Here is a 21251-nt window from a genome sequence, read left to right as displayed (position 1 = left end):
AGAGGAATTGATCCAGATTCCGCGCTTGCCCGGCCTACCCGCGATTTTTTATCTTAATAAAAACGACTGTTTGAATCAGATAATCAAATCACCTGTTCGCGGCCGGGAAACCGGCATGGGAGGCGGAACATGGCAGTAAGTCAGGAGGGGCGGCCATCTGCGGGACGGCCGTCGGGGGCACGATCATCCGGTACGCGGCAGACCGGCGGGACGAAGGCGCGCATTCTCGATGCGGCCGAGGATCTGTTCATCGAACATGGCTTCGAAGCGATGTCGATGCGGCAGATCACGTCGCGCGCGACGGTCAATCTCGCTGCAGTCAACTACCACTTCGGCAGCAAGGAAGCGCTGATCCACGCGATGCTGTCGCGCCGGCTCGACCAACTGAACCAGGAACGCCTCGGCATCCTCGACCGCTTCGATGCGCAACTCGGCACGCACATCACCTGCGAGCACGTGCTCGGCGCGATGTTCATTCCGGCGCTGAAGGCGTCGCGCAATCCCGAACGTGGCGGACCCGGGTTCCTGCGGCTGATCGGCCGTGCGTACACCGATCCTTCGCCGTTCGTGCGCAACTTCCTCACCGCGCACTACGCAAGCGTCGCGGGCCGCTTCTTCGACGCGTTCCAGCGCGCGCTGCCGCACCTGCCGCGCACCGAGCTCGGCTGGCGGCTGCACTTCGCGATCGGCGCGCTGTCCGGCGCGCTCGCGGGCGCCGAGACGGAAAGCCTGATCGACGAGTTCTCGCAAGGCCGCACGATGAACGACGTGCAGATGATCGCGCGGCTGTCGTCGCTGATCGTCGCCGCGCTGAAGGCGCCGATGCCCGACAGCGCACAGTTGTCGATCTTCGCGGCGGTGCTCGACGACGCGGGCGCAAGCGAAGCGTTCGGGCTGCCGCAGTCGGGCACGACAGCCGCCGAGGCGGCCACGCTGCATTCCACGAACTGAGCGCGCGAGGCCACGCGCGGCTTCCTGTTCACGATTTGATTGATACGCGCGGTCGGGCGCGGCGTCGAGACGCCCGCGTCGACCAGCCGCGAAGCACGGGGCATGGGCAGGCGTTCAAGCGCGGGCCCGCGCCGAGAGCCAAGACCGGAGACACGTCATGTCATCTTCCGCAGCATCCACCTCGGCCCAACTTCCGCCGAACACCGACGCCGTCTGGTACGCGTCGTACCCGCCCGGCGTTCCGCACGAGATCGACGTCACGCAATACGCGTCCCTCGTGCAGTTCTTCGACGAATGCACGACCCGCTTCGCCGACCGCGTCGCCTACGTGAGCGCCGGCGCGTCGATGACCTACCGCACGCTCGCGCGGAAAGTCGACGCATTCGCGTCGTATCTGCAAAGCATCGGCGTGAAGCCCGGCGATCGTGTCGCGATCATGCTGCCGAACACGTTCCAGTATCCGGTCGCGCTGTTCGGCACGCTGAAGGCGGGTGCGATCGTCGTCAACGTGAATCCGCTCTACACCGCGCGCGAACTCGCGCATCAGTTGAAGGACAGCGGCGCGCAGACGATCGTCGTGTTCGAGAACTTCGCGCGCACGCTGCAGGACGCGCTGCCGGAAACGCAGGTGAAGCACATCGTCGTCACCGCGCTCGGCGACCTGCTCGCCGACGGCTTCAACGCGAAAGGCCGCCTGATCAACTTCGTGCTGAAGCACGTGAAGAAGCTCGTGCCGGACTACCACCTGCCGCAGGCGATCCGGCTGCGCTCCGCCCTCGCGCTCGGCGCGCGCGGCAAGCCGCAACCGGTGCAGATCACGCGCGACGATCTCGCGTTCCTGCAGTACACGGGCGGCACGACCGGTGTCGCGAAAGGCGCGATGCTCACGCACGGCAACCTGATCGCGAACCTGCTGCAGGCGAAGGCCTGGATCGCCGACCAGGTGTCGGGCGACGTCGAAACCGTGCTCACGCCGCTGCCGCTCTATCACATCTATTCGCTGACGGTGAACGCGTTCATCTTCATGGGGCTCGGCGGGCGCAACATCCTGATCGCGAACCCGCGCGACATGAAGATGGTGATGAAGATCATCCGCCACGAGACGTTCACGGGAATCACCGGTATCAACACGCTGTACAACGCGTTCCTCGACAACGAGGAATTCCGCAAGCGCGACTTCTCGAAGCTCAAGCTCGCGATGGCGGGCGGGATGGCGATGCAGCGCGCGGTCGCCGAGCGCTTCCAGCAGGTGACGGGCCGGCCGGTGGTCGAAGGCTACGGCCTCACCGAGTGTTCGCCGATCGTCACGATGAATCCCGTGGACCTGAACGACATGGCCGCATTCAGCGGTTCGATCGGGCTGCCCGCGCCGTCGACCGTCGTGCGCTTTCGGCGCGAGGACGGCACCTGGGCCGCGATCGGCGAGCCGGGCGAGCTGTGCGTGCACGGCCCGCAGGTGATGCGCGGCTACTGGCAGCGCCCCGACGAGACGGCGAAGGTGATCGACGCCGACGGCTGGCTCGCCACCGGCGACATCGGCGTGATGGACGAGCGCGGCTTCATCCGCCTGATCGACCGCAAGAAGGACATGATCCTCGTGTCGGGCTTCAACGTGTATCCGAACGAGATCGAGGAAGTGCTCGTGATGCATCCCGGCATCAGCGAAGCCGCGGCGATCGGCATTCCGGACGAGGTCCAGGGCGAACGGATCAAGGTATTCGTCGTGCGGCGCGACCCGTCGCTGACGGCCGAGGACGTGCTCGCGCACTGCCGCAAGAACCTGACCGGCTACAAGATGCCGAAATTCGTCGAGTTCCGCGACGCGCTGCCGCAGACGAACGTCGGCAAGATCCTGCGCCGCGCATTGCGCGACGAGGAACTCGCCAAACTCGAGGCCGCGAAGCAAGGCTGAACGATCCATCGCTCCGGGAGTTGCCGTCGATGAACGAAGCAATGAAACGCCACGCGCGACATGTCGCTACGGCGGCCGCTGCGTGCGTACTGTCGCTCGCACAGGCGGGCCTGCATGCACAGGAAACGGCTGGCGCCGCGAGCGCGGCGCAGGCGGCCGCGCTGCCGGCGGAGCTCGCGAAGGTCACGCACGAGCCGCTCGCGCAACAGGCGCGCTGGCTGCGCACGGCGGCCCAGCGCGGCACGCTCGCGCAGCTCGACGACGCGACGCTCACCGCGCTCTTCAAGGCGCTCGATCCGCTCGCCGTGCCGCTCTACATCCGGAACGGCCCGAACGGCTATCCGTCGTACCAGTTCACGATGGTGCGCCAGGAGCGCATCAGCGGAAAATGGCCCGACACGCCCGACCGCATGCTCGTGAAGACGACCCGCGAGCCGCTGCGCGTGTATGCGAAATGGCTGCCGGGCGGCGCGCATGCCGGACAGGAGACCATCTACGACACGACGCAGCGCAAGGACGAGATGTACGGCCATCTCGGCGGCCTGCTCGGCAAGATTCCGCTGTGGACGGCGATCGACGGCGCGCTCGCACGCGCCCAGTCGAATCATCAGGTGAAGGATCTCGGCACCGAGTTCATCGCGAACCTGTACCTGACCGAAGGGAAGAAATACGTGGAGGCCGGCGTCCAGCGGCCGACCGATGTGGAGGCCAAAACGATCGACGGCGTGCGCGTCGTCGCGCTCACCTACGAAACGCCGACCGGCCGGCCGCAGTTCTATGCGAAAAAGGAAGTGCTGGGGCTCGACCTGCACGCCCCCTATTTCCGGACCGTCGAATCCTATGACAACGACGGCAGGATCTTCGAGCGGATCGTCATCGAGAAAATCGCGCCCACGCCGTTCGACGACACCGCATTCGACCCGAAAAACCCCGACTACGCGTTCTGACGCGCGTCGGCGGGGCTCGCCACGGGCTCAATCGTCATCGTCGTCATGGTGCCGATGCCAGTGCTTGTAATAGTGCTTGCGCCACTTGCGGTAGCGATCGTCGTCGTCATCGCCGTAATAGCCATATCCGTAGCCCGGATAGGCGACGACGGCGGGCTGCGGCGCGACATAGACGGGCGCCGGCTCGACATAGACCGGCGCGACGGGTACGCCGATGCCGACCGACAGATCCACGTGCCCCGCCACTGCACTACCGGAAACGAGCAACGCCATGCTCCCGATCACCGCTGCCACTTGCCTCTTGTTCATGCTCCGCATCCCTGATAAGCCGGCCCGTCCGGCTCGCGCGACCAATGTAAGCGCGGCGCGCGGACCGAGGTGATACGGGGTTGCGAGAGTCGTAACGCAGCGTAACGAAACGGCTTCGGCCGTTCGGCCTAATCGCGAAAATGCGCCGGAACGTCTATAGTGGGTTACGGTTCGACACAATCGCGACTGCGCGCTCCCCTATCGAACAGGGTAGAATTCCGCCAAACGCCTTGTGGACGAACACGCCACACACACGCACAACATATTCTCTGACGCAGGCTCCTGCCGCACCTCAATGGCCAATCCCGCAGAATCCCATCCGCAAAACGACTTCATCAATTCGGCGCGCAAGGAACGTAAGCGTGTTGAAATCTATCTCGTCAACGGCATTCGTCTGACGGGGTGTATCGAGTCGTTCGACCAGTATCTGGTGATGCTGCGCACCCCCGTGGGTCTGCAAGGCATCTACAAGCGCGCGATTTCCACGATCCAGCTCGACACGGGCGGCTCGCGGCCGGGCGGCGGCGGCCCCCGCGGCCCGCGCACCGGCGGTCGCCCCGGCGGCCGTGAAGGCGGCGGTCACAGCCCGTACGGCTCGCACGGCGGCTCGCGCGAATCGCGCGGCGACGGCGGCTACGGCTCCCGCGAGCCGCGTGAAGGCTACGGTTCGCGCGAACCGCGCGAGGGTTACGGCTCGCGTGAGCCGCGCGAAGGCTACGGCGCACCGCGCGAGCCGCGTGAACCGCGCGAAAGCTACGGCGCGCCGCGCGACACCGGCGACGCCTCGGGCAACGCCGCGCCGTCGGATTCCCGCGGCGGCAACGGTCCGGTCATCGTGACGCGCCGCCGGCGAATCGTGCCGGACGGCCAGTAAAACAAAAAGGGCAAGCCAGTCGGCTTGCCCTTTTCACTGGTGCGGCCGGCGCGGCACGTCGTCGCACCGCCGCTACCGCGTTCAGCGTGCCGTCGCCGGCAGGCCCGCGTCGGCCTCGCGCTGCAGCGAACGCACCTGCTGCTGCAACGCTCGCAACTGCGACTGAAGTTGAGCCTGTTGCGCCTGCAGCGTCGCCGTTTCGCTCCGCACGCTCTTCTGGCGATCCGCCACCGCCGCCTGCTGCTGGCGGGCGATCGAGATGTCCGCCTGCAGACGCCGCGCGCGGTCCTGCACGACTTCGATCTGCTTGTCCATCTGCGCCTTCTGCGATTCCAGCTTCGCCGCGCGCAGTTCGTCGACGGCCAGCCGCTCGGCCTGGTGCGAAAAATCGCGATAGATCGCTTCCGCCCGCGCTTCGTTGTAAGTCTTGATCACGCGCCAGAACGCCTTTTGCTGGAACAGCGCGACGAAGTACGCACCGTCCTTGACGTTGAATAGCAGGCTCGCGCCGTAGCTGCCGTTGTAGCTCGTGCGCATTTCCGTCAGCGCGTGCGACTGGATCTGGCGCTGCAGATCGTCAACCGTGCTCGGCCCCGTCGACTCGCCCGCTTGCGGCTGCACCGACGTCTGTGCCTGCGAATCGATCACCGGAATCGCGGCTACCGGCGCCGACGCCGGCTGCACCGCCGACGAATCGCTACCTGCCAGCCCCTGCGCGAACGCGCCTTGCATGCCTCCCACCAGGGCGAGCAATACGCTCACCCGCCCCAACCCCGTCATATGGCTCATGAAGTTTTATTCCCGCGCGGATCGTTGTCATTCCACGCGATTTTATCTCATTAATTACTCGCTTTCGCGGGTCTCGGGCTCTTCGTCGAAGATCTGGTACTTGCGCATTTTTTCCCACAGCACCTTGCGGCTGATGCCGAGCTGCTGGGCCGTGTCCTGACGCCGCCAACCGTTTGCGTCGAGCGCGGCGATCACGCGGTTACGCTCGTTCATGTCCCACTTGCTGCGATCGACGAACACCTCGGCCGCACTCTCCGCCGGCACCGGCTGGGCCGAACTGCGTGCGTGCGCGATCAGCCGCTGCAGCCGCGCGGCATCCCAGCCGCCCGTCTGCCGTACCGTCACGCCGACGCGCTCGGCCAGGTTGCGCAATTCGCGCACGTTGCCGGGAAAATAGCTGTCCGCCACCGAATCCGTGAGCCAGTACGGCAGGTCCGACAACTCGGCGAGCCGCTCCTCGCCGACCACCTGGGCGACGAACGACTTGAACAGCGCGATCTTGTCCACTGCACCGCGCTCTTCCAGCGACGGGATGCTCAGTTCGATCACCGCGAGCCGATAGTAGAGATCGGCGCGGAACAGCCCTTCCTTCACGAGCTGCGGCAGTTTCTTGTTGCTCGCCGCGACCAGACGGAAATCGACCTTGACCGGCGCCGTCGCGCCGACGCGCAGCACCGCGCCGTCCTCGAGCACGCGCAGCAGCTTGACCTGCTGGTACAGCGGCAGATCGCCGACTTCGTCGAGGAACAGCGTGCCGCCGGCCGCCTGCTCGAAATAGCCTTTATGCGCAACAACCGCGCCCGTGAACGACCCTTTCGCATGGCCGAAAAACAGCGATTCGAACAGGCCGTCCGGAATCGCGCCGCAGTTCACCGGCACGAACTCGCCGTGCCGATAGCGGGAATGCTTTTCGTGCAGCAGCTGCGCGATGCGCTCCTTGCCGACGCCGGTTTCGCCGTGCAGCAGCACGTTGGTGTCGCAGTCGGCGAACGTATCGACTTCGTGCAGCAGCGCCTGCATCGATTCGGAGTGCGCGACGAGTTCCGACGGCCGCAACGTTTCGGCGGCGTGCGCGCGCAGTTGCGTGACGAGCTTGCCGATCATGCCGCGCAGTTCCGCGCACGTGAAATCGAGCGGCAGGATGTGCGAATACTCGGGCGGATACTGCGACGCGTCGTGGTCGCGCGCCGCGCCGACCCAGACGACCGGCATGCCGATATTGGCCTGCCAGTCGCGCAGGAATGCCGCGCCGCCTTCGATCATCGTCACGCTGATGATCGCCAGCGATCGCCGCATCGCGGCGCGCTCGGGCGAGACCGTCGCGTTGTCGGCGCGGATCACTTCGACGTCGAAGCTCGCCATGCACCGGGCGACGCGGTCGACGATGTCCGCCTTGCCTTCCCAGACGTACAGGTCGAGCTCTTCGATTGCGGGCGTGGTTCTCATGTTTCGGGTGCGGCTTCAGTAATTGACGGGTTGCTTGGTGTTGCAGATCAGCGGCCAGCTGCGGGCGGCGACGATACCGGCTGCTTCGGTAACAGAACGTTCAGGCATTTATTGAACCAGCATGGGATTGCCGCATTTGATCGAATCCGGCGTGTTGGTGACATAGGCGTTCCCTAGGCTCAGGCCGAGCAGGCCCGTGACGGAAGTCAGGAGCGAATCGATCGGTTGCAGGAGGAGCGGAACGAGCGTGTTCCCGAGTGCGCTCAGAAGCGGTCCGAGAAGGTTACTCAACAACTGACTCAATACCCCGCTCAGATCGATGCCTACTGCTTTCAGCGCCCCAAGCAATCCACTGTCACCCAGCGTCAACGACACCGTCAGACCATTATTCGTGATGCCAGTCACCGCAGGCGACAGAAACTGGTCCGTTCCCGTGCCCAGCATGTACGGCGAGGGTGGATTCGGTGCAGCGGATGATTGAGAACCCGGATATGAGAACAGCAACGGCGTTGGACTTTGATTAGCGACGGGCACTGTCGTCATTTGCCCGGGCCGCAAGCCAATGTTGACCGAAATTGCGTTCAGATCGACGATACCTAGCGTCAGGGTCTTGATCAATACGGCCAGCGTAGACGACAGTCCGCCGAGGTTAAGCAGATTGAGCAAACTACTCAGATTGACGGTCACCAGCGGAATCGGCGCCGCGCTACCATCGGGTGAATACCCGGACGGAGCAGAGAGATTGATCTTCGTACTCGAAGCCCCCCCGATATAGACGGCGACTACTCCGGTCTGCACGTTCACTGTCGCGCTTTTCGTACCGTCCGCCAAACAGCTGACGGACGCCAGACCGGTCGTGGCGGGAGCCACATACGCCGTAATCGGCAATTGAACGGCGGCAAGCGGCGTCGGACTACCTGACGGACAACTACCGCCCGGAAAGACTAATCCACCGGTGGGACAGCTTGACAGCAGCGAGATAGACGTATTGAGAAACACGTTGCCCTGCGCGGTCGACGTGCTGGTCGTGCAATCGGACGTCCCGCAATTCAATGGCCCGGGCAGACCGCTCGCCGTGGACGGCGGATTGGCCCCCAACTTGACTGAACCCGATACGGTCACGTTCAGTAGCGGTGAGAGCGCGGTAGGCGTCTGAACCGTGACGCTGGGAATGTCGACCGAATTCGTGCCGTTCGCGATCTGCAATGCCGTCGACAGCAATCCGAGAGCATTGACGCTGGCATTGACAGCAGAGCTTCCCGTCGCAGTCGCAGCGGAAACCAGTTGACCGAGCGCGATCTGCGGCCCGCCACACACTCCCCCCGGACAAAGGGCGATGACTAGTGCGTTCAGCACCTTCAGGTTCGCCGCGGCTACGCTCTGCTGCGTCGCCGCCTGCACCGCGGCATTAGCCAGTTGACCGAGCGTCACGGTGCCATTCAGCACGCCTGTACTGGTGCCGACCGGGAGATTGGCAAGAATGCCGGCCAGCTTCAAGTTGACTTGCGCGAGTCCTTGATAGTCGACCAGTTGGAGATTCAGCGCATTGTCGTTTGACCTTGTCAGCGCCTTGAGCAATTGATTGGCCAATCCGCCGTTCAACGCTGCAAGAGACGTAGTCAACGTAAAAGTATCTGTCGGTACGCTCTTGGCAATGGCCGATCCGCCAATCGTGACGCCACCGCGAAAAATCCCGTCGACCGGCTCGGTCACCGTGACGCAAACGGCGTTGGTCGATTGGCCATTGACCGTTCCGGCAGAGAGCCCAGCGCACTGGCTACCGATAATCGGGTCGCCCGACACCCGTGTGAACTGCGCGCTGCTGCTGCCCTGAGGCGCTGTCCAGATGCCACACGACACGGAAACTTTCGAACCCGCCGGCAATGCATTCGTCGCCGGGTTCGCGATTTGACTGGCTGCGGTCCTCGCTGCCTGGCAAGTCGCGTCGGTCGTCACCTGAGAGACTGCCGATAACGCGGCCAAATCAGCCGCTGCTTGCATCCGGCGTCTTTCGGCATAGAAATGGCCGACGTCGATTGCGCCCAGAATAATGATCGCAACCAGCGTCCAGATCGTCGCCATGATCGCGACGCTACCGCGCTGGCGACTGATCCCGGGACTACCGGCGCTCCCCCGCCGTGCCGTGTGCGACTGATCTGCACGCATGGTCATCCCGCTTTATTGCCCGCCCTGTCCGCCGCCCGACATGCCGCCCACAGCGCCGAGTTGCGAACTCATCGAATCAGGGATCTTGTTCTTGAACGAATCGAGATAGCGTTGGTACGCAAGCGACGCGACGTCACCGAACACAGGTTGCGTCGGCGCCGCCGCGCGGTTGTCGCGTTGCATCGCGAGCCAGTCTTTGGTCGAGCGGCCAACGTCGGACGCACCCAGTATCACGGCATCTTGACCATATGCAGTGCCGGAATCCGTTACGATGCAGATGATCGCGACCAGCATCGCAATCCGGCCCGCGCATGCGCTTCGATTCCGTGTGTTGTCGCTCATGTCGTTCCCCGAATGCCTGTTCATTGTGAAAACCGTTGCAGCAGCGGCACAGTTTGGTCGTAACCGAAGTTGTTCGCCATCGGCGTGATTGGCGTCGTCGCGCCGGGCCGCGACACCACCGGCGGCGTCGCGATTGCGCGCTGCTGCGCACGCGCCGCCGCGGCGATCTTCGCGGCATCGCCACTGATGTCCTTTCGAATTTCCGGCGACAGATGCTGCTGGTTCATCAGCCGTTGCGCATCCTGCGCACGCCCTGCCGCAAACAGATACAGCGCAAGGTTGCTGACGATTTTCGGATTGCGCTGATCGAGTTCGGCAGCCTTCATCAGCGGCACGCGCGCACCGACGACGTCGCCGCTGCGCAATTTCGCATAAGCGAGGTCGGACAGTAGCGACGGATCCGTCGGCGCGAGCTCCGATGCTTGCGTCAACGCCTGCACGGCACGATCGAAATCGCCTGCGGCGCCCGCAAGCAACCCAAGCCCGCGATAACCGCGCGCCGCAAGTGGCGTCTTCAGCAACTGTGCATACACAGCCGCACTTGCGGCCGGCTGGTCGGTCATCCGCAGCGCATCCGCACGCAACAGGATCGATTCCGGCATGACACCGTATGTCTTGTCATATGCATCGATGTGCGCGAGCGAAGCATAATAGAGGCCCTGCGCTTGCATGCGCTGAATCAGACCCAGATACATCCCCGGCGTATCCGGCACGGACTGCTTCTGATCTGCGGCTTGCATCAGTGCCGCACGCTCGGTCTGTGCGCCGACGCCATACCCGCTTTCCTTGGTTGCGCATGCGCTGAGCAGCAGCGCCACCGCCAGCATGCCCGCCCGGGTTACCGCTTCGCCGATTCGCTTCATCGTCTGTCCTTCCATCCTTCAATGCTGCGACGACAACGCGCGCATCACTGCCAGCATGCCCGGCCCCGCCGTTACGATCAGCAGAGCAGGTAACAGCGTCAGCACCATTACGCCCGTCATCTTTACCGTCAATCTACCGATCCGTTCGCGCAGCATCGCTCGACGCGTCTCACGCAAACGGTCGCCGAACTGCTTGAGCGGTTCCTGCACCGCGCCACCATGCTTGTCGACCTGAATCATTAATCGCACGATCGCGCGCAGATCTTCGTTGTCGAATCCACTCGACAGCCGTTGCAGCGACTGCTCGCGCGTACGGCCTGCGGCGAACTGACGCTGCGCGATTCCCACCTCCGACGACAGTACCGGCAGCATCCCCCGAAAATCGTTCGTCACGACCTGCAGGCTTTGATCGAGCGACAGGCCGACACCCTGCAGCAAGCGCAGCATGTCAACGAGTAACGGCAGTTCGTCGACGACGCTCTGTCGCCGCGACGCGGCGCGGCGCTGCACATAGAGTTTCGGCAGCATGAAGCCGAGCGCGAAGGCACCGCACATGCCGACCATCCAGATACTGCCTTTCACACGCCCGCTCGCGAAGATTGCGAACAGCAGCGGCAACGCGATCCCGCACGCGACCCGTGCACTCAGAAACAGCCCACGCGTCCGTGCATCGACATACCCGCATTGCTCCAGGAGGCGACGATCTTCTTCCGCGACAGCATATTTGCCGAAGCCGGTATCCAGCCACCGCATGCCTGCCGCCGACAGGCGATCCAGCCAACGTTCGACACGCTGCCCGCCGCGCACGTTGGCTTTCGCCGGAGCCTCGCCATCCTGCGATGGTCGCGCCTTCGCCGCCTCCAATGCAGCCATGCGCCGATCCAGCGCATCGACCAATGCTCGTTCGGCGCGCGCCGCGGCATTCGCACGTAACGTCACGGCCATCCCGAGCAGCAGCACCCCGAGTGCACCCACGGCCAATGCAATCGCTCCGATTTGAGTCGCCGTCATAGCCTCACCTGAGCCGAGCCATTCGATACAGCCATATGCTGCCTACCACTTGAGCCAGGAACGCGATCATGAGCAGCGACCGCCCGCTCGGATCGCTCCACATTCCGTACAGATACTTCGGATTGGTCATCACGACAAAGCTGCCGATTGCAATCGGCAGCATGACGAGGACGAACGCGGACAGTCGCGTCTCCGACGACATCGCGGTCAATTCACGCTCGGCTTGCTCGAGATCGCGCATGAATACGGCCATCCGTTCAAGCATCACATCCGCGCGACCGCCATATTTGACCGACAAGCGCAGCACCGAGCCGACGAGCTCGAACTCTTCGGCCCGGTAGATCTTCGCGATGTGCATCATGGCGCGGTCGATCTCGATACCGCTCCGCAACATCCTCGACACGACGTCGAGACAGCCGCGCAGCGGCTCCTCGGTCGTCAACAGCGCGGACTGAAAAGCAGCAGGCACGCTGTTGCCGAGCGTCACGAGACGCACGATCCCGTCGAGAAACGACGGAATCTGCCGAACAATTTTCAGCCGCCGCCGCTGAATCCGCGATGCGAGCCAGACGCCGAGTATCGCGCTTCCGCAAATGAGTGCCGCGAAACACGCCAGCATGCCGCCGTGGCTGCCCGCGATGACCGCAGCCACGACAAGCACGACAAGCGCGACGACTGCCTTGCCGCGCGCATCGTCTATCCCCGCGCGGCTCGCAAGGTTGGACAGATATTCCGAGGCAGTCCCATACCAGTGCGCCCCGAAGGCCTCGGACGATACCTTCCGTGCCGTCCCCGGTTGCTGCACGGCGCGCACGGCCCCAGCCGCCGGCGCAGATGCCGCCGATGCGGGGACGCGTGCGCGAGGCTCGAGCCGGCTGTCAATGAAACGCTTCGCGTCGGTCCGTACGCGCCGGGTCTCCGCGTGATGCCACAGCACCATCGCAGCCGCGACACACAGCATCGCGATCGCCAGCGCCCATACCATTGCGCTATACATTGAAGCCCCCGCCGCCGCGGCCGAACCCACCACCGCCAAAGCCGCCCCCACCGAATCCGCCATCGCCGAACCCACCACTCGTCAGCGTCTGGCGAAAGCGTGCAAGCTTCGGCGAATGCGGATGAATGCCCAGGGTTTCCCAGTGGTCGACTTCCTCGCCCTCCGGTGTCACGCGCGCTTCATAGCGGTAAAGCTCCTGGGTCGCGATGATGTTGTCGGACAGCCCGGTCACTTCGGTGATCGATAGAATTCGTCGCCGCCCGTTCGACAGGCGTCCGATTTGCACGATGAAGTCGATGGCGTTCGCGATCTGCCGACGCAGGCTCGACTCGGTGCCCTGAAAACCTGCGAAACCGGCCAGCATCTCGAGACGGTACAGACACTCGCGCGGCGAACTCGCATGCACTGTGCCCATCGAGCCGTCGTGGCCTGTGTTCATTGCCTGGAGCATTTCCAGCACCTCGCCGCCGCGCACTTCGCCGACGATGATCCGGTCCGGACGCATCCGCAACGTATTGCGCAGCAGGTCGCGAATCGACACGACGCCGGTACCGTCGAACCCGCCCGGCCGGCTTTCGAGCCGCACGACGTGCGGGTGGTTTAGCGACAGTTCCGCCGTATCCTCGATTGTCACGACACGCTCGATCTCCGGAATATGGAACGCGAGCGCGTTGAGGAGCGACGTCTTGCCGGAACTCGTACCGCCCGACACAAGAATGTTGCAGCGCGCCTCGACTGCCGCCTGAAGCAACGTGTTGATCTCTTCGTTGAACGTTCCGTTGCCGAGCAGGTCGGACGGCTTCAGCGGATCCTTGCGGAATTTCCGGATCGACACGACCGGACCGTCGATCGACAGCGGCTCAATCACCACGTTGACGCGACCGCCGTCGGGCAGCCGTGCATCGACCATCGGGTTCGACTCGTCGAGACGGCGACCGATCGGCGCGAGGATCCGCCGCACGATCCGCAACAGGTGCGCGTTGTCGGTGAAGCGCACGGGCAGCTTGGCAAGGATCCCATGACGCGACACATACACGTCGTTGTAGCCGTTGATCAGGATGTCCTCGACCGCCGGGTCCGCGAGTAAATCCTCGATGGGCCCGAAACCCGCGAGTTCCTTCGTCAACGCCTCCGCAACCGTCCGTACCTCGTTCTCGTTGAGCGGAATGCGGCGCAGGCGCACGAAGCTGTCGATCTCGAGGTCGACGAACTGGTTGATCGCCTGACGGGACCATCTGCCGAACTCGGCGCCCAACTCTTCGATGCGCGTCAGCAAGTGTTCGTGTGCGGCATTCTTGATGTCGTGGAATTGCTGCGTCTGGGAAAACGGCGCTGAGCCGTCGGCAAATTGAATGTCGTGTGCCATCGCTTACGACCGCTTGGACGAAGGTTGAATGAAGCGCTTCAGCGCGGACAGGCCAGACGCCGGACGCGGTACAGCCGGACGAATCGACACGCCCGGCAACCGCGCGGCGAGCGAGTCGAGCGCACGCACGTACGGATCGCGCTCCGCCATATCGACGATGAGTCGGCCCTGGTTTGCCGCGTGGCCGATCGCGACGCGGCGCGAAGGCAACGTGCCGACCAGCGACAGTCCGAGTCTCTCCGCGATCTGCGCGGGCGTCAGATCGAGTGCAGGGTCGTACTGGTTGACGACGAGCCGTACACGATCGGTGTCGACACCCGCGTCGCGCAGCCCGGTGAGCAAATCGGCCGCCGACACGATCGATGCAACGCCCTGATCGCAGACAAGCCATGCTTCGTCGGCGGAACTCATGATCTGTGCAACGAATTCGCGGTTCGAAAAACCGCCGAGATCGACGATCTGCTGATCGAAGAATGCGCGAAACCGATTCAGCAAACCGGCGCACGACGCGTACGACACGTCGCGCAGCGCGCCGAGATCCGTCGGCAGCGTCGTCAACGCGACGCCGCTCTCATGCCGGGTCAGCGCGGTATTCACGAAGGTCCGGTCGATGCGACGAAGGTTGTGAACCGCATCGATGAAATGGAATTCGCAGCGTGTATTCAGGAACAACGCGCCATCGCCCGCTGGCAGGCCGAGGTCGACGAGCGCGGTCTGGCGACCGGCTGGCATCCCGCCGTTCGGCTCGCCACTCCCCTCCGGGCTCACCGAGCGCTTCTGCAACCATACGGCCAGATTCGCTGCGAGCGTGCTCACTCCCATGCCCGCGCGCGCGCCGAGCAGTGCAACAAGCTTGCCGTGGCGGCTCGCCGGCTCGCCGACGTTCGCCAGCAACCCGCGAGTCGTGCGCAACGCATCTTCCGCCGGAGCCGACACGTCGATGAAATCGCGGACACCGGCGCGCAATGCAGCGAGCGTGCTCTCCGGCTGTGCGAGCGAACCCAGCGCGACAATCGGCAGCCCCGGATGTGTGGCGCGAATCGCAGCCGCGGCGATGCTCGCCGCCGTGCTGCCGTCCGAGAAATCGATGAAGACGAGCGCCGGATTGAGGCCCGTAATGCGCTGCGCCAGCACACCCGGGTCGAGCGATGCGGCCTCGACCGCGCCGGCCGACACAAGCGTATCGGCCAGCCAGCGGACATGCGCCTCATGCGGCGACGCACAAACAAAATAGTCGGTCACGGCGGGTTCACACAATGATTGAATTCGTGCATTCATGTCGAACACCCCCGATTGCACAAGGCGTGGCGTTGCATCGCAAGCCGCGAGACATTCCACTCATTTCGAAAATCCGGGAGCAGCGTCGGGCGACGCAGCTCCGCCCAGATACGATTTCCAGACCGGCCCGTCGCGTTGCTCGGACAACTCGCCGGGTGTTGCAGGCAACACCGCACCCTTGGCAATCGGCGCGACGAGATGCGGCGTCACGATGATCAGCAGTTCCTTGTCGTTCTGCTGATAGCTCAGATTCTTGAAGAACGTCCCAATGATGGGCAGATCGCCGAGCAAGGGCACCTTGCTTACGTTCGACATCGTCTGGCGATCGATCAGGCCGCCGATCACGAAGCTCTCTCCGTCACCCAGTTCGACTGTCGTGTCCGCGCGGCGCGTCGTAATGCCGGGCACTGCGACGCCGCTGATCGTCACGCTGTTCACGAAGTCGAGCTGACTCGATTCGGGCGCGACCTTCAGCGCGATCCGGCTCGGACTCAAGACCGTCGGCGTCAACGAGAGCCCGACGCCGTATTGCTTCCACTGGATCGCCGTCGAACCCAGCCCCTGCGGCGATGGCACCGGAATCTCGCCACCCGCGAGGAAGCTCGCGCTCTGGCCGGACAGCGCGACCAGTGTCGGCTCGGCCAGCACGCGCGCGAGATTGTTCGCCTCCAGCAGAGACAGGTCGGCAAAGATGCCGCGCCCGGCCGCGTTCACGACCAAGTTGAATGCGGACGCGACTGGCGATCCGAGCGTCGGAACGTATCCCCCAGTCCCCGGGCCCGAACCGCCGCTATAAGATTGCACGCCACCCGGCGAAAACGATCCGAACGAAAAGCCGTTGCTTTGCTTGAAGAAATTGAACCCGACCTGCTTGAGCACCGAACGGCTGAATTCGACGACCCGAACGTCAACTTGCACGACACTCTTGCCGGGAACCGTCGAGCGATCGATCACGGCGCCCTTCCCGCTCATGTTCTTGCCGACCGCAGCCGCACGCGCATGCGCCTCGAGCGACGCGGCGGAACCTTGCAGCACAGCCGTGCCGCCGTATGCATTCACGCGCGGCGTAGTGCCGTCGAGCACGGCTTGCGCGGCCGCGTCGACAACCTCGACGTTCCAGATCGTTGGTTCATCGCGCCCGCGCTCCCACAGCATCACGTTCGTTGCGCCGGGAGCCTTCGCAATGAGCAGGACCGAACCCGAGCGGCTGCCCTTCATGATCAGCACGTCGGCAACTGCCGGATCACCGACCGCGACGCGCTGCAGGGTACGGCCCGCCGAAATCTGCCGTTGTGCACCGACGGCGAGTTCGATCGTAGCGCTGGCGCTCGCGAACGAGGTAAAGGTCACGGTGCAGATGGCAATCGCGAATGCAATCAGTATGTTTTTCATCGTTTGGTAGACCGGCGCGCGGCCTTTTGCTTGTCGTCGCTGATATCGATCGCCGTTTATCCGATTCAATAAGCAACCGTTTCCGAGCGGCCGCCGCGAATTACTTCGATGCCGCCGCCCCCGCTCGGCCGAGCAGGCGGCGGCAGATGCGACGGCAACGGCGGCAGGTTTGCGCTGGCTACCGGTGTTCTCGGTGTGCCGGACAGTTGCTGCAGCGAGACGCCTGCTGCGGCCAGCGCCGACGGCGACAGCTTGTTGTCCGTACGGACTGCAACCGTCTGCAGCGCAAGGTCGTCGTCACGCGGGTTACGCAATGCAAAGGTCAGGCGGCCGCTCGCCTCGCCGAGCGTCAGCGCGTCGACCTGCGCGGTCGGCACCGCGAGCACCGCGATGCGAGCGCCGGTCGGTTGCCCGTTACCACCGTTGTTGTTGCCGCTGTCGCGCTCGGCGGTCGCATCGCCGAACGACAGCACCCTGACCTTCGACAACAGCAGTCGCGCCTGTGTCTGCGAAACCTCACCGTCAAGCATCGTGCTGCCCACTTCTCGTTTCAGGTTCAGGAACACATCGACGAAATTACCGGGCCGCAGCCGGTTGCCGACCGCGTTCGTTTCGTCGACGCGAACCGCAACCGCGCGCTCGCCCGGCTGCACGTCCTCGGCAAGCCCTGACACCAGTGCATCAGCAACGACCGGAGTCGAGGCCGGAATGTCACGAGTCGGCACGCGACCAACCAGCGGAACAAGATCGCTGAAAGCGCCTGCCGGTGCCGGCGCCGTCGCCTGGATCTTCAGCGCATCAGCTGGGATCGGCTGTCCACTTGGCAAAGCACGCGTTGCAATCACGACAGGCACCGCAGTTGCGGACACCATCGGCTGTGCCGGCGCGGGACTTGAAGCGCTGCGTCCGAGCACCCATGCATAGATTCCGAGCAGAACGGCGATCCCAATCAGCAGCCCCGCGATGATCTTCGTTAAGTTGTTGGTCATGTTGTCGTATGGATGCCGGAATGAAGCCAACCAGTTTCTTCTTGTCGCGCGATTTGCGCGTGACATGTCTATCGCGTCACGATGCCCGACTCATAGCATCGACTGCGGAATTTGCACCACTGCCGTACCCGTCAGTGGTTTGGTCATGATCGCCCCGAGGAACGGCATGATCGTCATCCAGCTATCGGGCGCATAGCTGACCGTGACTGTCAGGCAGTACAGCAACGGCGTAGGCGTTCCGTTGTAGTTGCACTGCTGCGCCACCACGTTGGGCGGACTGCTGTTCAGCCAACCAAGAACGTTCTGCGTAGTCGTCTTGGCGTTCGCGACTCGCGCCGTGAGGTCCGGCGCATAGGCCAATCCTGCACGCGCGCCCTCGCTCGCGGCCAGCGTCAAGCTCTGCTGAATAACGAAAATCATCCCGAAACTCAGAATCGCGTAGAAAATCACGAAGAACAGCGGGAACACGATCGCAAACTCGACCGCTGTCGCTCCACGTTGCCGTCGCCGTCCCCCGCACGCGTTCTGTCGTTTCATCGCATGCCCCCGATTGCGACGAGATAGACCAACCAGACGGCAGCCGGCACCGCGAGGCATGCGGCATAAGGCGTCGCCCGATACCCGCCCACTGTCAGCATCGGTTCGCGCTGCCGCCACACGCCCCCGAGCGACGTGCGAGACAGCAGCATCAGTACGAGCGCGTGCAGCCCTGCAGCCAGACTGGCAGCTACCCAGAGCCAAAGCAGCGCATGCGCACCGCACCAGATGCCGAGCACGGCGAAAATTTTTACGTCTGCTGCGCCCATGACGCGCAGAAGGAAGAACGGCATCAATCCGATCAGGCCGACCAGCATGCCGACCACTGCCTGATGCACGGAAATGCCAAATGGATTCGCCGCCATGCATGCGCCGCCAAACCCAGCGATCAGTCCGGCCAGGACACGCGCGTTCGAAATACGGCGGAAACGAATATCGCTGACCACAACCGAGCCGGCCCAGGTCAGAAATACCCCGCTAAAAATGAGATGTCCCATCGCACCACGATCCGCAGCAGATGCAAGGGCGGGCGGATTACCGAAGTAGTCCGCCCGCTACCACGCCACGACGACTTCCAAGAACGAAGAAGTCAACCTTGAGGAGTATTGCCCCGAATCGCGTTGGCAGAACAGTTGGCAGCGGAAGGAGTGGACACGCAAGTGCCAAGATTAGTAAACATGGTACCGAGACTGCTGCCGATGTTCGTCACCCCGGCGACGATCGCAACAGCGATAAGACCCGCAATCAGCCCATACTCGATCGCGGTAACCCCGTCTTCTTCCTTAAGGAAACGCTTGATGATTGCTTTCATTTTATTCCTCGTGCCTGTATTTACGTTTTCTGGCCTTTTATACGTATCGATCCCCGCATATCTGGCCGTTTGCCCCAACCGTTCGCCACATCTGCTGTAACGTCAACCGGGTGCGCTTTCTTTATAGGTCGCCCCGAAGGGCATTGCTCACGATTTGATGCAAGTTAACATTCGCGATAGCGCTCCTCCTCGAACGTAGTGTACCGAACCGTACATTTCCTTACATCTGCTCCCGATTCTATATCCGATCCTATTTAAGTTCCAACCTCTTTTAACCGCTCTGACGGGAAAAAAAGACCAGGAGCACGACGTATTTGTACGGCGTTTCGGTACGACTTACACATAGGATTTACGATAGGTTAGATGTGCACACCTAATCCACCAGTAAAACCATTGCCGTGTCCACCAAGCCTGCGGGGGACCCACGTTACGCCGCACGCGTAACGCCAATGTTGTGACGTTACGTTACGAAACGGCCGAAACCGTTCTCATTCATCCACTCTTAAACAGATTCAACAATCTTTCAATTTCCGGAAGTCCCTTTTCCGACAAGGAATTGCCTCGTTTAAAACCCGTTGTCGAACCGTCGGCCATCGAAATGGCACGACAGTTGCAGAGTAGTCCTCGCATCACTCAACACAACGCAGTTCACAACACATTTTTAATGCGAGGAAGAAATGGACATTAAGGTTATCCCTCATGGCGTGTTCCGGACGACTCTGATCGCGGCCACCGTTGCAGCCATGCTCTCCCTCTCCGCGTGCGGCGGCTCCGGCTCCATCAGCCAGGGCCTCGGCGGCGGCTCCAGCTCGGGCGGCGGCGATACGATCTCCACGTCGGGCGGCAACGGCACGAGCGGCACCTCGGGTACGAGCGGCACCTCCGGCACCAGCGGGACCTCGGGCACGAGCGGCACGTCCGGCACCTCCGGTACCAGCGGAACCTCGGGTACGAGCGGCACGTCCGGCACCAGCGGAACGTCGGGAACGAGCGGTACGTCCGGCACCTCGGGTGTCTCGTCGAACGCCGTGGGAACTGTCCTCGCACAAACCAGCACGATCGCCACGGGCCTCGGCAGCACCGTCACGGGCCTCGGCACCGTCATCGCCGGCCAGTCGCTGCCGGGCGTCAATCCCGCCACCACGCAAGCCGCGGGCGGCATCGTGCAAAGCGTAGGCGGCGCTGTCACTGCGCTGGGCAACGGCCTCGGCAGCGGCCTCGGCCAGCTTGGCGCGACGAAGGACCCGGTCGGCACCACGGTCGCCAGCACCGGCGGCGTGGTCAATCAGCTCGGCGGCGCAGTCACGCAAACCGGCAATCTGGTCACGAGCCTCGGCAGCGGCCCGCTGTCGCCGCTCGCGCCTGTCACGGGCGCCGTCGGCGGCCTCGTATCGACGCTCGGCGGCGCCGTGTCGAACGGTGGCACCACGCTCACCAACGCGCTGTCGACCGGCCCGATCCAGCAGGTCACGCAAACGGTCAGCTCGGCCATCACGCCGATCACGACGATGGTCGGCCAGACGACCCAGACGATCGGCGCGGCAACCGGCCTCGGCGCACCGGTCAACACGCTGCTCGGCACGGTCGGCAATGGGCTGAACCAGGCCGGCGCCCTGCTCGCATCGACGGGCGGCAACCCGGTCACCACCGGCCTCGGCGGCACCATCTCGTCGACGGGCAACACCGTGAAGGCCGTCGGCGGCCTGCTTACGGGCAGCACCGGCGGCGCGACGAACCCGCTCGCCCCGCTCACGGGTCTCGTTTCCACGGTGACCGGCGCACTCGGCGGCGCAACGGGCGGCGGCAGCGGCCCGCTCGCTCCGGTCACAGGCCTTGTGTCGACCGTCACCGGCGCACTGGGCGGCGCAGCAGGCGGCGGCAGCGGCCCGCTCGCTCCGGTGACCGGCCTCGTCTCGACGGTCACCGGCGCACTGGGCGGCGCAGCAGGCGGCAGCGGCGGCCCGCTCGCTCCGGTGACCGGCCTCGTCTCGACGGTCACCGGCGCGCTCGGCGGCGCAACGGGCGGTACCAGCGGCGGCCCGCTCGCACCGGTCACGGGTCTCCTCGGCGCCGTCACCGGCGCACTCGGCGGCGTAACGGGCGGCGGCAATCCGATTGCAGCTCCGGTCCCCGCAGCCACCAGCACCGTCAGTGCGCCGGCGCTGAGCGGCAGCACGGGTGCCGTCACGAGCTCCGGCTCCGGCACGAACCTGCTCGCACCCGTCACGTCGCTGATCGGCGGCTTGCTCGGCGGCACGCACAAGTAATCCG

General features: G+C 64.0%; 20 protein-coding genes. 5 read left to right on the top strand and 15 right to left on the bottom strand.

The features are described 5' to 3' along the window. Positions 1 to 129: 129 nt before the first annotated feature. The 3 genes from CFB81_RS07455 (at position 130) to CFB81_RS07445 (ending at position 3810) form a co-directional block, all read left to right on the top strand. The gene (locus tag CFB81_RS07455) at positions 130 to 951 is read left to right on the top strand and encodes a TetR/AcrR family transcriptional regulator (protein ID WP_069621395.1); all 822 of its coding nucleotides are present in this window, start codon (positions 130 to 132) and stop codon (positions 949 to 951) included. A 157-nt stretch (positions 952 to 1108) separates the two neighbouring features. Beyond that, complete coding sequence (locus CFB81_RS07450) at positions 1109 to 2863, top strand: AMP-binding protein (RefSeq protein ID WP_089434953.1); 1755 nt, start codon at positions 1109 to 1111, stop codon at positions 2861 to 2863. A 29-nt stretch (positions 2864 to 2892) separates the two neighbouring features. Further along, a complete protein-coding gene (locus tag CFB81_RS07445; RefSeq protein WP_069621393.1) occupies positions 2893 to 3810 on the top strand; it encodes a DUF1571 domain-containing protein in 918 nt (305 codons plus the stop codon). A 27-nt stretch (positions 3811 to 3837) separates the two neighbouring features. Here the strand turns inward: CFB81_RS07445 and CFB81_RS07440 are convergent, their stop codons facing one another. Then, a complete protein-coding gene (locus tag CFB81_RS07440; protein WP_069621392.1) occupies positions 3838 to 4119 on the bottom strand; it encodes a hypothetical protein in 282 nt (93 codons plus the stop codon). A 295-nt stretch (positions 4120 to 4414) separates the two neighbouring features. Here CFB81_RS07440 and hfq point away from each other — a divergent pair, with 295 nt between their 5' ends. Beyond that, the gene (hfq, locus tag CFB81_RS07435; RefSeq protein WP_069621391.1) at positions 4415 to 4993 is read left to right on the top strand and encodes an RNA chaperone Hfq; all 579 of its coding nucleotides are present in this window, start codon (positions 4415 to 4417) and stop codon (positions 4991 to 4993) included. Between the two features lie 81 nt (positions 4994 to 5074). Here the strand turns inward: hfq and CFB81_RS07430 are convergent, their stop codons facing one another. From CFB81_RS07430 to CFB81_RS07365, 14 genes are all read right to left on the bottom strand, one after another. Beyond that, the gene (locus CFB81_RS07430) at positions 5075 to 5782 is read right to left on the bottom strand and encodes a DUF2968 domain-containing protein (protein ID WP_069621390.1); all 708 of its coding nucleotides are present in this window, start codon (positions 5780 to 5782) and stop codon (positions 5075 to 5077) included. A 54-nt stretch (positions 5783 to 5836) separates the two neighbouring features. Beyond that, the gene (locus CFB81_RS07425) at positions 5837 to 7228 is read right to left on the bottom strand and encodes a sigma 54-interacting transcriptional regulator (protein WP_069621389.1); all 1392 of its coding nucleotides are present in this window, start codon (positions 7226 to 7228) and stop codon (positions 5837 to 5839) included. Positions 7229 to 7336: 108 nt separating this feature from the next. Next, positions 7337 to 9310 (bottom strand): pilus assembly protein TadG-related protein, encoded by a 1974-nt coding sequence (locus tag CFB81_RS07420; RefSeq protein WP_089434952.1) that lies wholly within the window; start codon positions 9308 to 9310, stop codon positions 7337 to 7339. 96 nt (positions 9311 to 9406) lie between these two features. Next, positions 9407 to 9760 (bottom strand): DUF3613 domain-containing protein, encoded by a 354-nt coding sequence (locus tag CFB81_RS07415; RefSeq protein ID WP_069621388.1) that lies wholly within the window; start codon positions 9758 to 9760, stop codon positions 9407 to 9409. Continuing rightward, positions 9757 to 10599 (bottom strand): tetratricopeptide repeat protein, encoded by an 843-nt coding sequence (locus CFB81_RS07410; RefSeq protein WP_069621469.1) that lies wholly within the window; start codon positions 10597 to 10599, stop codon positions 9757 to 9759. The genes CFB81_RS07415 and CFB81_RS07410 overlap by 4 nt, the downstream gene beginning before the upstream one ends. Before the next feature lie 18 nt (positions 10600 to 10617). Further along, the gene (locus tag CFB81_RS07405) at positions 10618 to 11610 is read right to left on the bottom strand and encodes a type II secretion system F family protein (protein WP_089434951.1); all 993 of its coding nucleotides are present in this window, start codon (positions 11608 to 11610) and stop codon (positions 10618 to 10620) included. Between the two features lie 4 nt (positions 11611 to 11614). After that, positions 11615 to 12607 carry a type II secretion system F family protein gene (locus CFB81_RS07400; protein WP_069621468.1) on the bottom strand — a complete coding sequence of 331 codons (993 nt, stop codon included), beginning with the start codon at positions 12605 to 12607 and terminating at the stop codon, positions 11615 to 11617. Further along, positions 12600 to 13973 (bottom strand): CpaF family protein, encoded by a 1374-nt coding sequence (locus CFB81_RS07395; protein ID WP_069621386.1) that lies wholly within the window; start codon positions 13971 to 13973, stop codon positions 12600 to 12602. The genes CFB81_RS07400 and CFB81_RS07395 overlap by 8 nt, the downstream gene beginning before the upstream one ends. Before the next feature lie 3 nt (positions 13974 to 13976). Then, entirely contained in the window at positions 13977 to 15251 is a 1275-nt protein-coding gene (locus CFB81_RS07390; protein WP_089435345.1) for a fimbrial protein, read from the bottom strand. A 60-nt stretch (positions 15252 to 15311) separates the two neighbouring features. After that, entirely contained in the window at positions 15312 to 16643 is a 1332-nt protein-coding gene (locus CFB81_RS07385; protein ID WP_069621385.1) for a type II and III secretion system protein family protein, read from the bottom strand. A gap of 65 nt (positions 16644 to 16708) precedes the next feature. Next, positions 16709 to 17632, bottom strand: coding sequence for a Flp pilus assembly protein CpaB (cpaB, locus tag CFB81_RS07380; protein WP_069621384.1), 924 nt, complete (start codon positions 17630 to 17632; stop codon positions 16709 to 16711). Positions 17633 to 17722: 90 nt separating this feature from the next. Continuing rightward, positions 17723 to 18169, bottom strand: a complete 447-nt coding sequence (locus CFB81_RS07375; protein ID WP_069621383.1) for a TadE/TadG family type IV pilus assembly protein — start codon at positions 18167 to 18169, stop codon at positions 17723 to 17725. Continuing rightward, positions 18166 to 18666, bottom strand: coding sequence for a prepilin peptidase (locus tag CFB81_RS07370; protein ID WP_069621382.1), 501 nt, complete (start codon positions 18664 to 18666; stop codon positions 18166 to 18168). Before CFB81_RS07370 ends, CFB81_RS07375 begins: the two co-directional genes overlap by 4 nt. Before the next feature lie 92 nt (positions 18667 to 18758). Then, complete coding sequence (locus CFB81_RS07365) at positions 18759 to 18980, bottom strand: Flp family type IVb pilin (RefSeq protein WP_089434950.1); 222 nt, start codon at positions 18978 to 18980, stop codon at positions 18759 to 18761. 677 nt (positions 18981 to 19657) lie between these two features. Here CFB81_RS07365 and CFB81_RS07355 point away from each other — a divergent pair. Beyond that, positions 19658 to 21247, top strand: a complete 1590-nt coding sequence (locus CFB81_RS07355) for a collagen-like triple helix repeat-containing protein (protein WP_089434949.1) — start codon at positions 19658 to 19660, stop codon at positions 21245 to 21247. Positions 21248 to 21251 lie beyond the last annotated feature (4 nt).

The sequence above is a fragment of the Burkholderia sp. AU28863 genome, from assembly GCF_002223195.1.
In the GTDB taxonomy this organism is placed as follows: domain Bacteria; phylum Pseudomonadota; class Gammaproteobacteria; order Burkholderiales; family Burkholderiaceae; genus Burkholderia; species Burkholderia sola.
The sequence above is the reverse complement of the archived record's forward strand: the minus strand, read 5'-3'. Positions and strand labels throughout refer to the sequence as shown.

What these genes read in the sequence shown, in the direction of transcription:
- CFB81_RS07450 (WP_089434953.1), top strand. Translation starts at nt 1,109, where the DNA reads ATGTCATCTTCCGCAGCATCCACCTCGGCCCAACTTCCGCCGAACACC.
- CFB81_RS07420 (WP_089434952.1), bottom strand. Translation starts at nt 9,310, where the DNA reads ATGGCGACGATCTGGACGCTGGTTGCGATCATTATTCTGGGCGCAATC.
- CFB81_RS07415 (WP_069621388.1), bottom strand. Translation starts at nt 9,760, where the DNA reads ATGAACAGGCATTCGGGGAACGACATGAGCGACAACACACGGAATCGA.
- CFB81_RS07455 (WP_069621395.1), top strand. Translation starts at nt 130, where the DNA reads ATGGCAGTAAGTCAGGAGGGGCGGCCATCTGCGGGACGGCCGTCGGGG.
- CFB81_RS07410 (WP_069621469.1), bottom strand. Translation starts at nt 10,599, where the DNA reads ATGAAGCGAATCGGCGAAGCGGTAACCCGGGCGGGCATGCTGGCGGTG.
- CFB81_RS07440 (WP_069621392.1), bottom strand. Translation starts at nt 4,119, where the DNA reads ATGAACAAGAGGCAAGTGGCAGCGGTGATCGGGAGCATGGCGTTGCTC.
- CFB81_RS07355 (WP_089434949.1), top strand. Translation starts at nt 19,658, where the DNA reads ATGGACATTAAGGTTATCCCTCATGGCGTGTTCCGGACGACTCTGATC.
- CFB81_RS07390 (WP_089435345.1), bottom strand. Translation starts at nt 15,251, where the DNA reads ATGAATGCACGAATTCAATCATTGTGTGAACCCGCCGTGACCGACTAT.
- CFB81_RS07405 (WP_089434951.1), bottom strand. Translation starts at nt 11,610, where the DNA reads ATGACGGCGACTCAAATCGGAGCGATTGCATTGGCCGTGGGTGCACTC.
- CFB81_RS07365 (WP_089434950.1), bottom strand. Translation starts at nt 18,980, where the DNA reads ATGAAAGCAATCATCAAGCGTTTCCTTAAGGAAGAAGACGGGGTTACC.
- CFB81_RS07445 (WP_069621393.1), top strand. Translation starts at nt 2,893, where the DNA reads ATGAACGAAGCAATGAAACGCCACGCGCGACATGTCGCTACGGCGGCC.
- cpaB (WP_069621384.1), bottom strand. Translation starts at nt 17,632, where the DNA reads ATGACCAACAACTTAACGAAGATCATCGCGGGGCTGCTGATTGGGATC.
- CFB81_RS07385 (WP_069621385.1), bottom strand. Translation starts at nt 16,643, where the DNA reads ATGAAAAACATACTGATTGCATTCGCGATTGCCATCTGCACCGTGACC.
- CFB81_RS07370 (WP_069621382.1), bottom strand. Translation starts at nt 18,666, where the DNA reads ATGGGACATCTCATTTTTAGCGGGGTATTTCTGACCTGGGCCGGCTCG.
- CFB81_RS07395 (WP_069621386.1), bottom strand. Translation starts at nt 13,973, where the DNA reads ATGGCACACGACATTCAATTTGCCGACGGCTCAGCGCCGTTTTCCCAG.
- CFB81_RS07425 (WP_069621389.1), bottom strand. Translation starts at nt 7,228, where the DNA reads ATGAGAACCACGCCCGCAATCGAAGAGCTCGACCTGTACGTCTGGGAA.
- CFB81_RS07430 (WP_069621390.1), bottom strand. Translation starts at nt 5,782, where the DNA reads ATGAGCCATATGACGGGGTTGGGGCGGGTGAGCGTATTGCTCGCCCTG.
- CFB81_RS07400 (WP_069621468.1), bottom strand. Translation starts at nt 12,607, where the DNA reads ATGTATAGCGCAATGGTATGGGCGCTGGCGATCGCGATGCTGTGTGTC.
- CFB81_RS07375 (WP_069621383.1), bottom strand. Translation starts at nt 18,169, where the DNA reads ATGAAACGACAGAACGCGTGCGGGGGACGGCGACGGCAACGTGGAGCG.
- hfq (WP_069621391.1), top strand. Translation starts at nt 4,415, where the DNA reads ATGGCCAATCCCGCAGAATCCCATCCGCAAAACGACTTCATCAATTCG.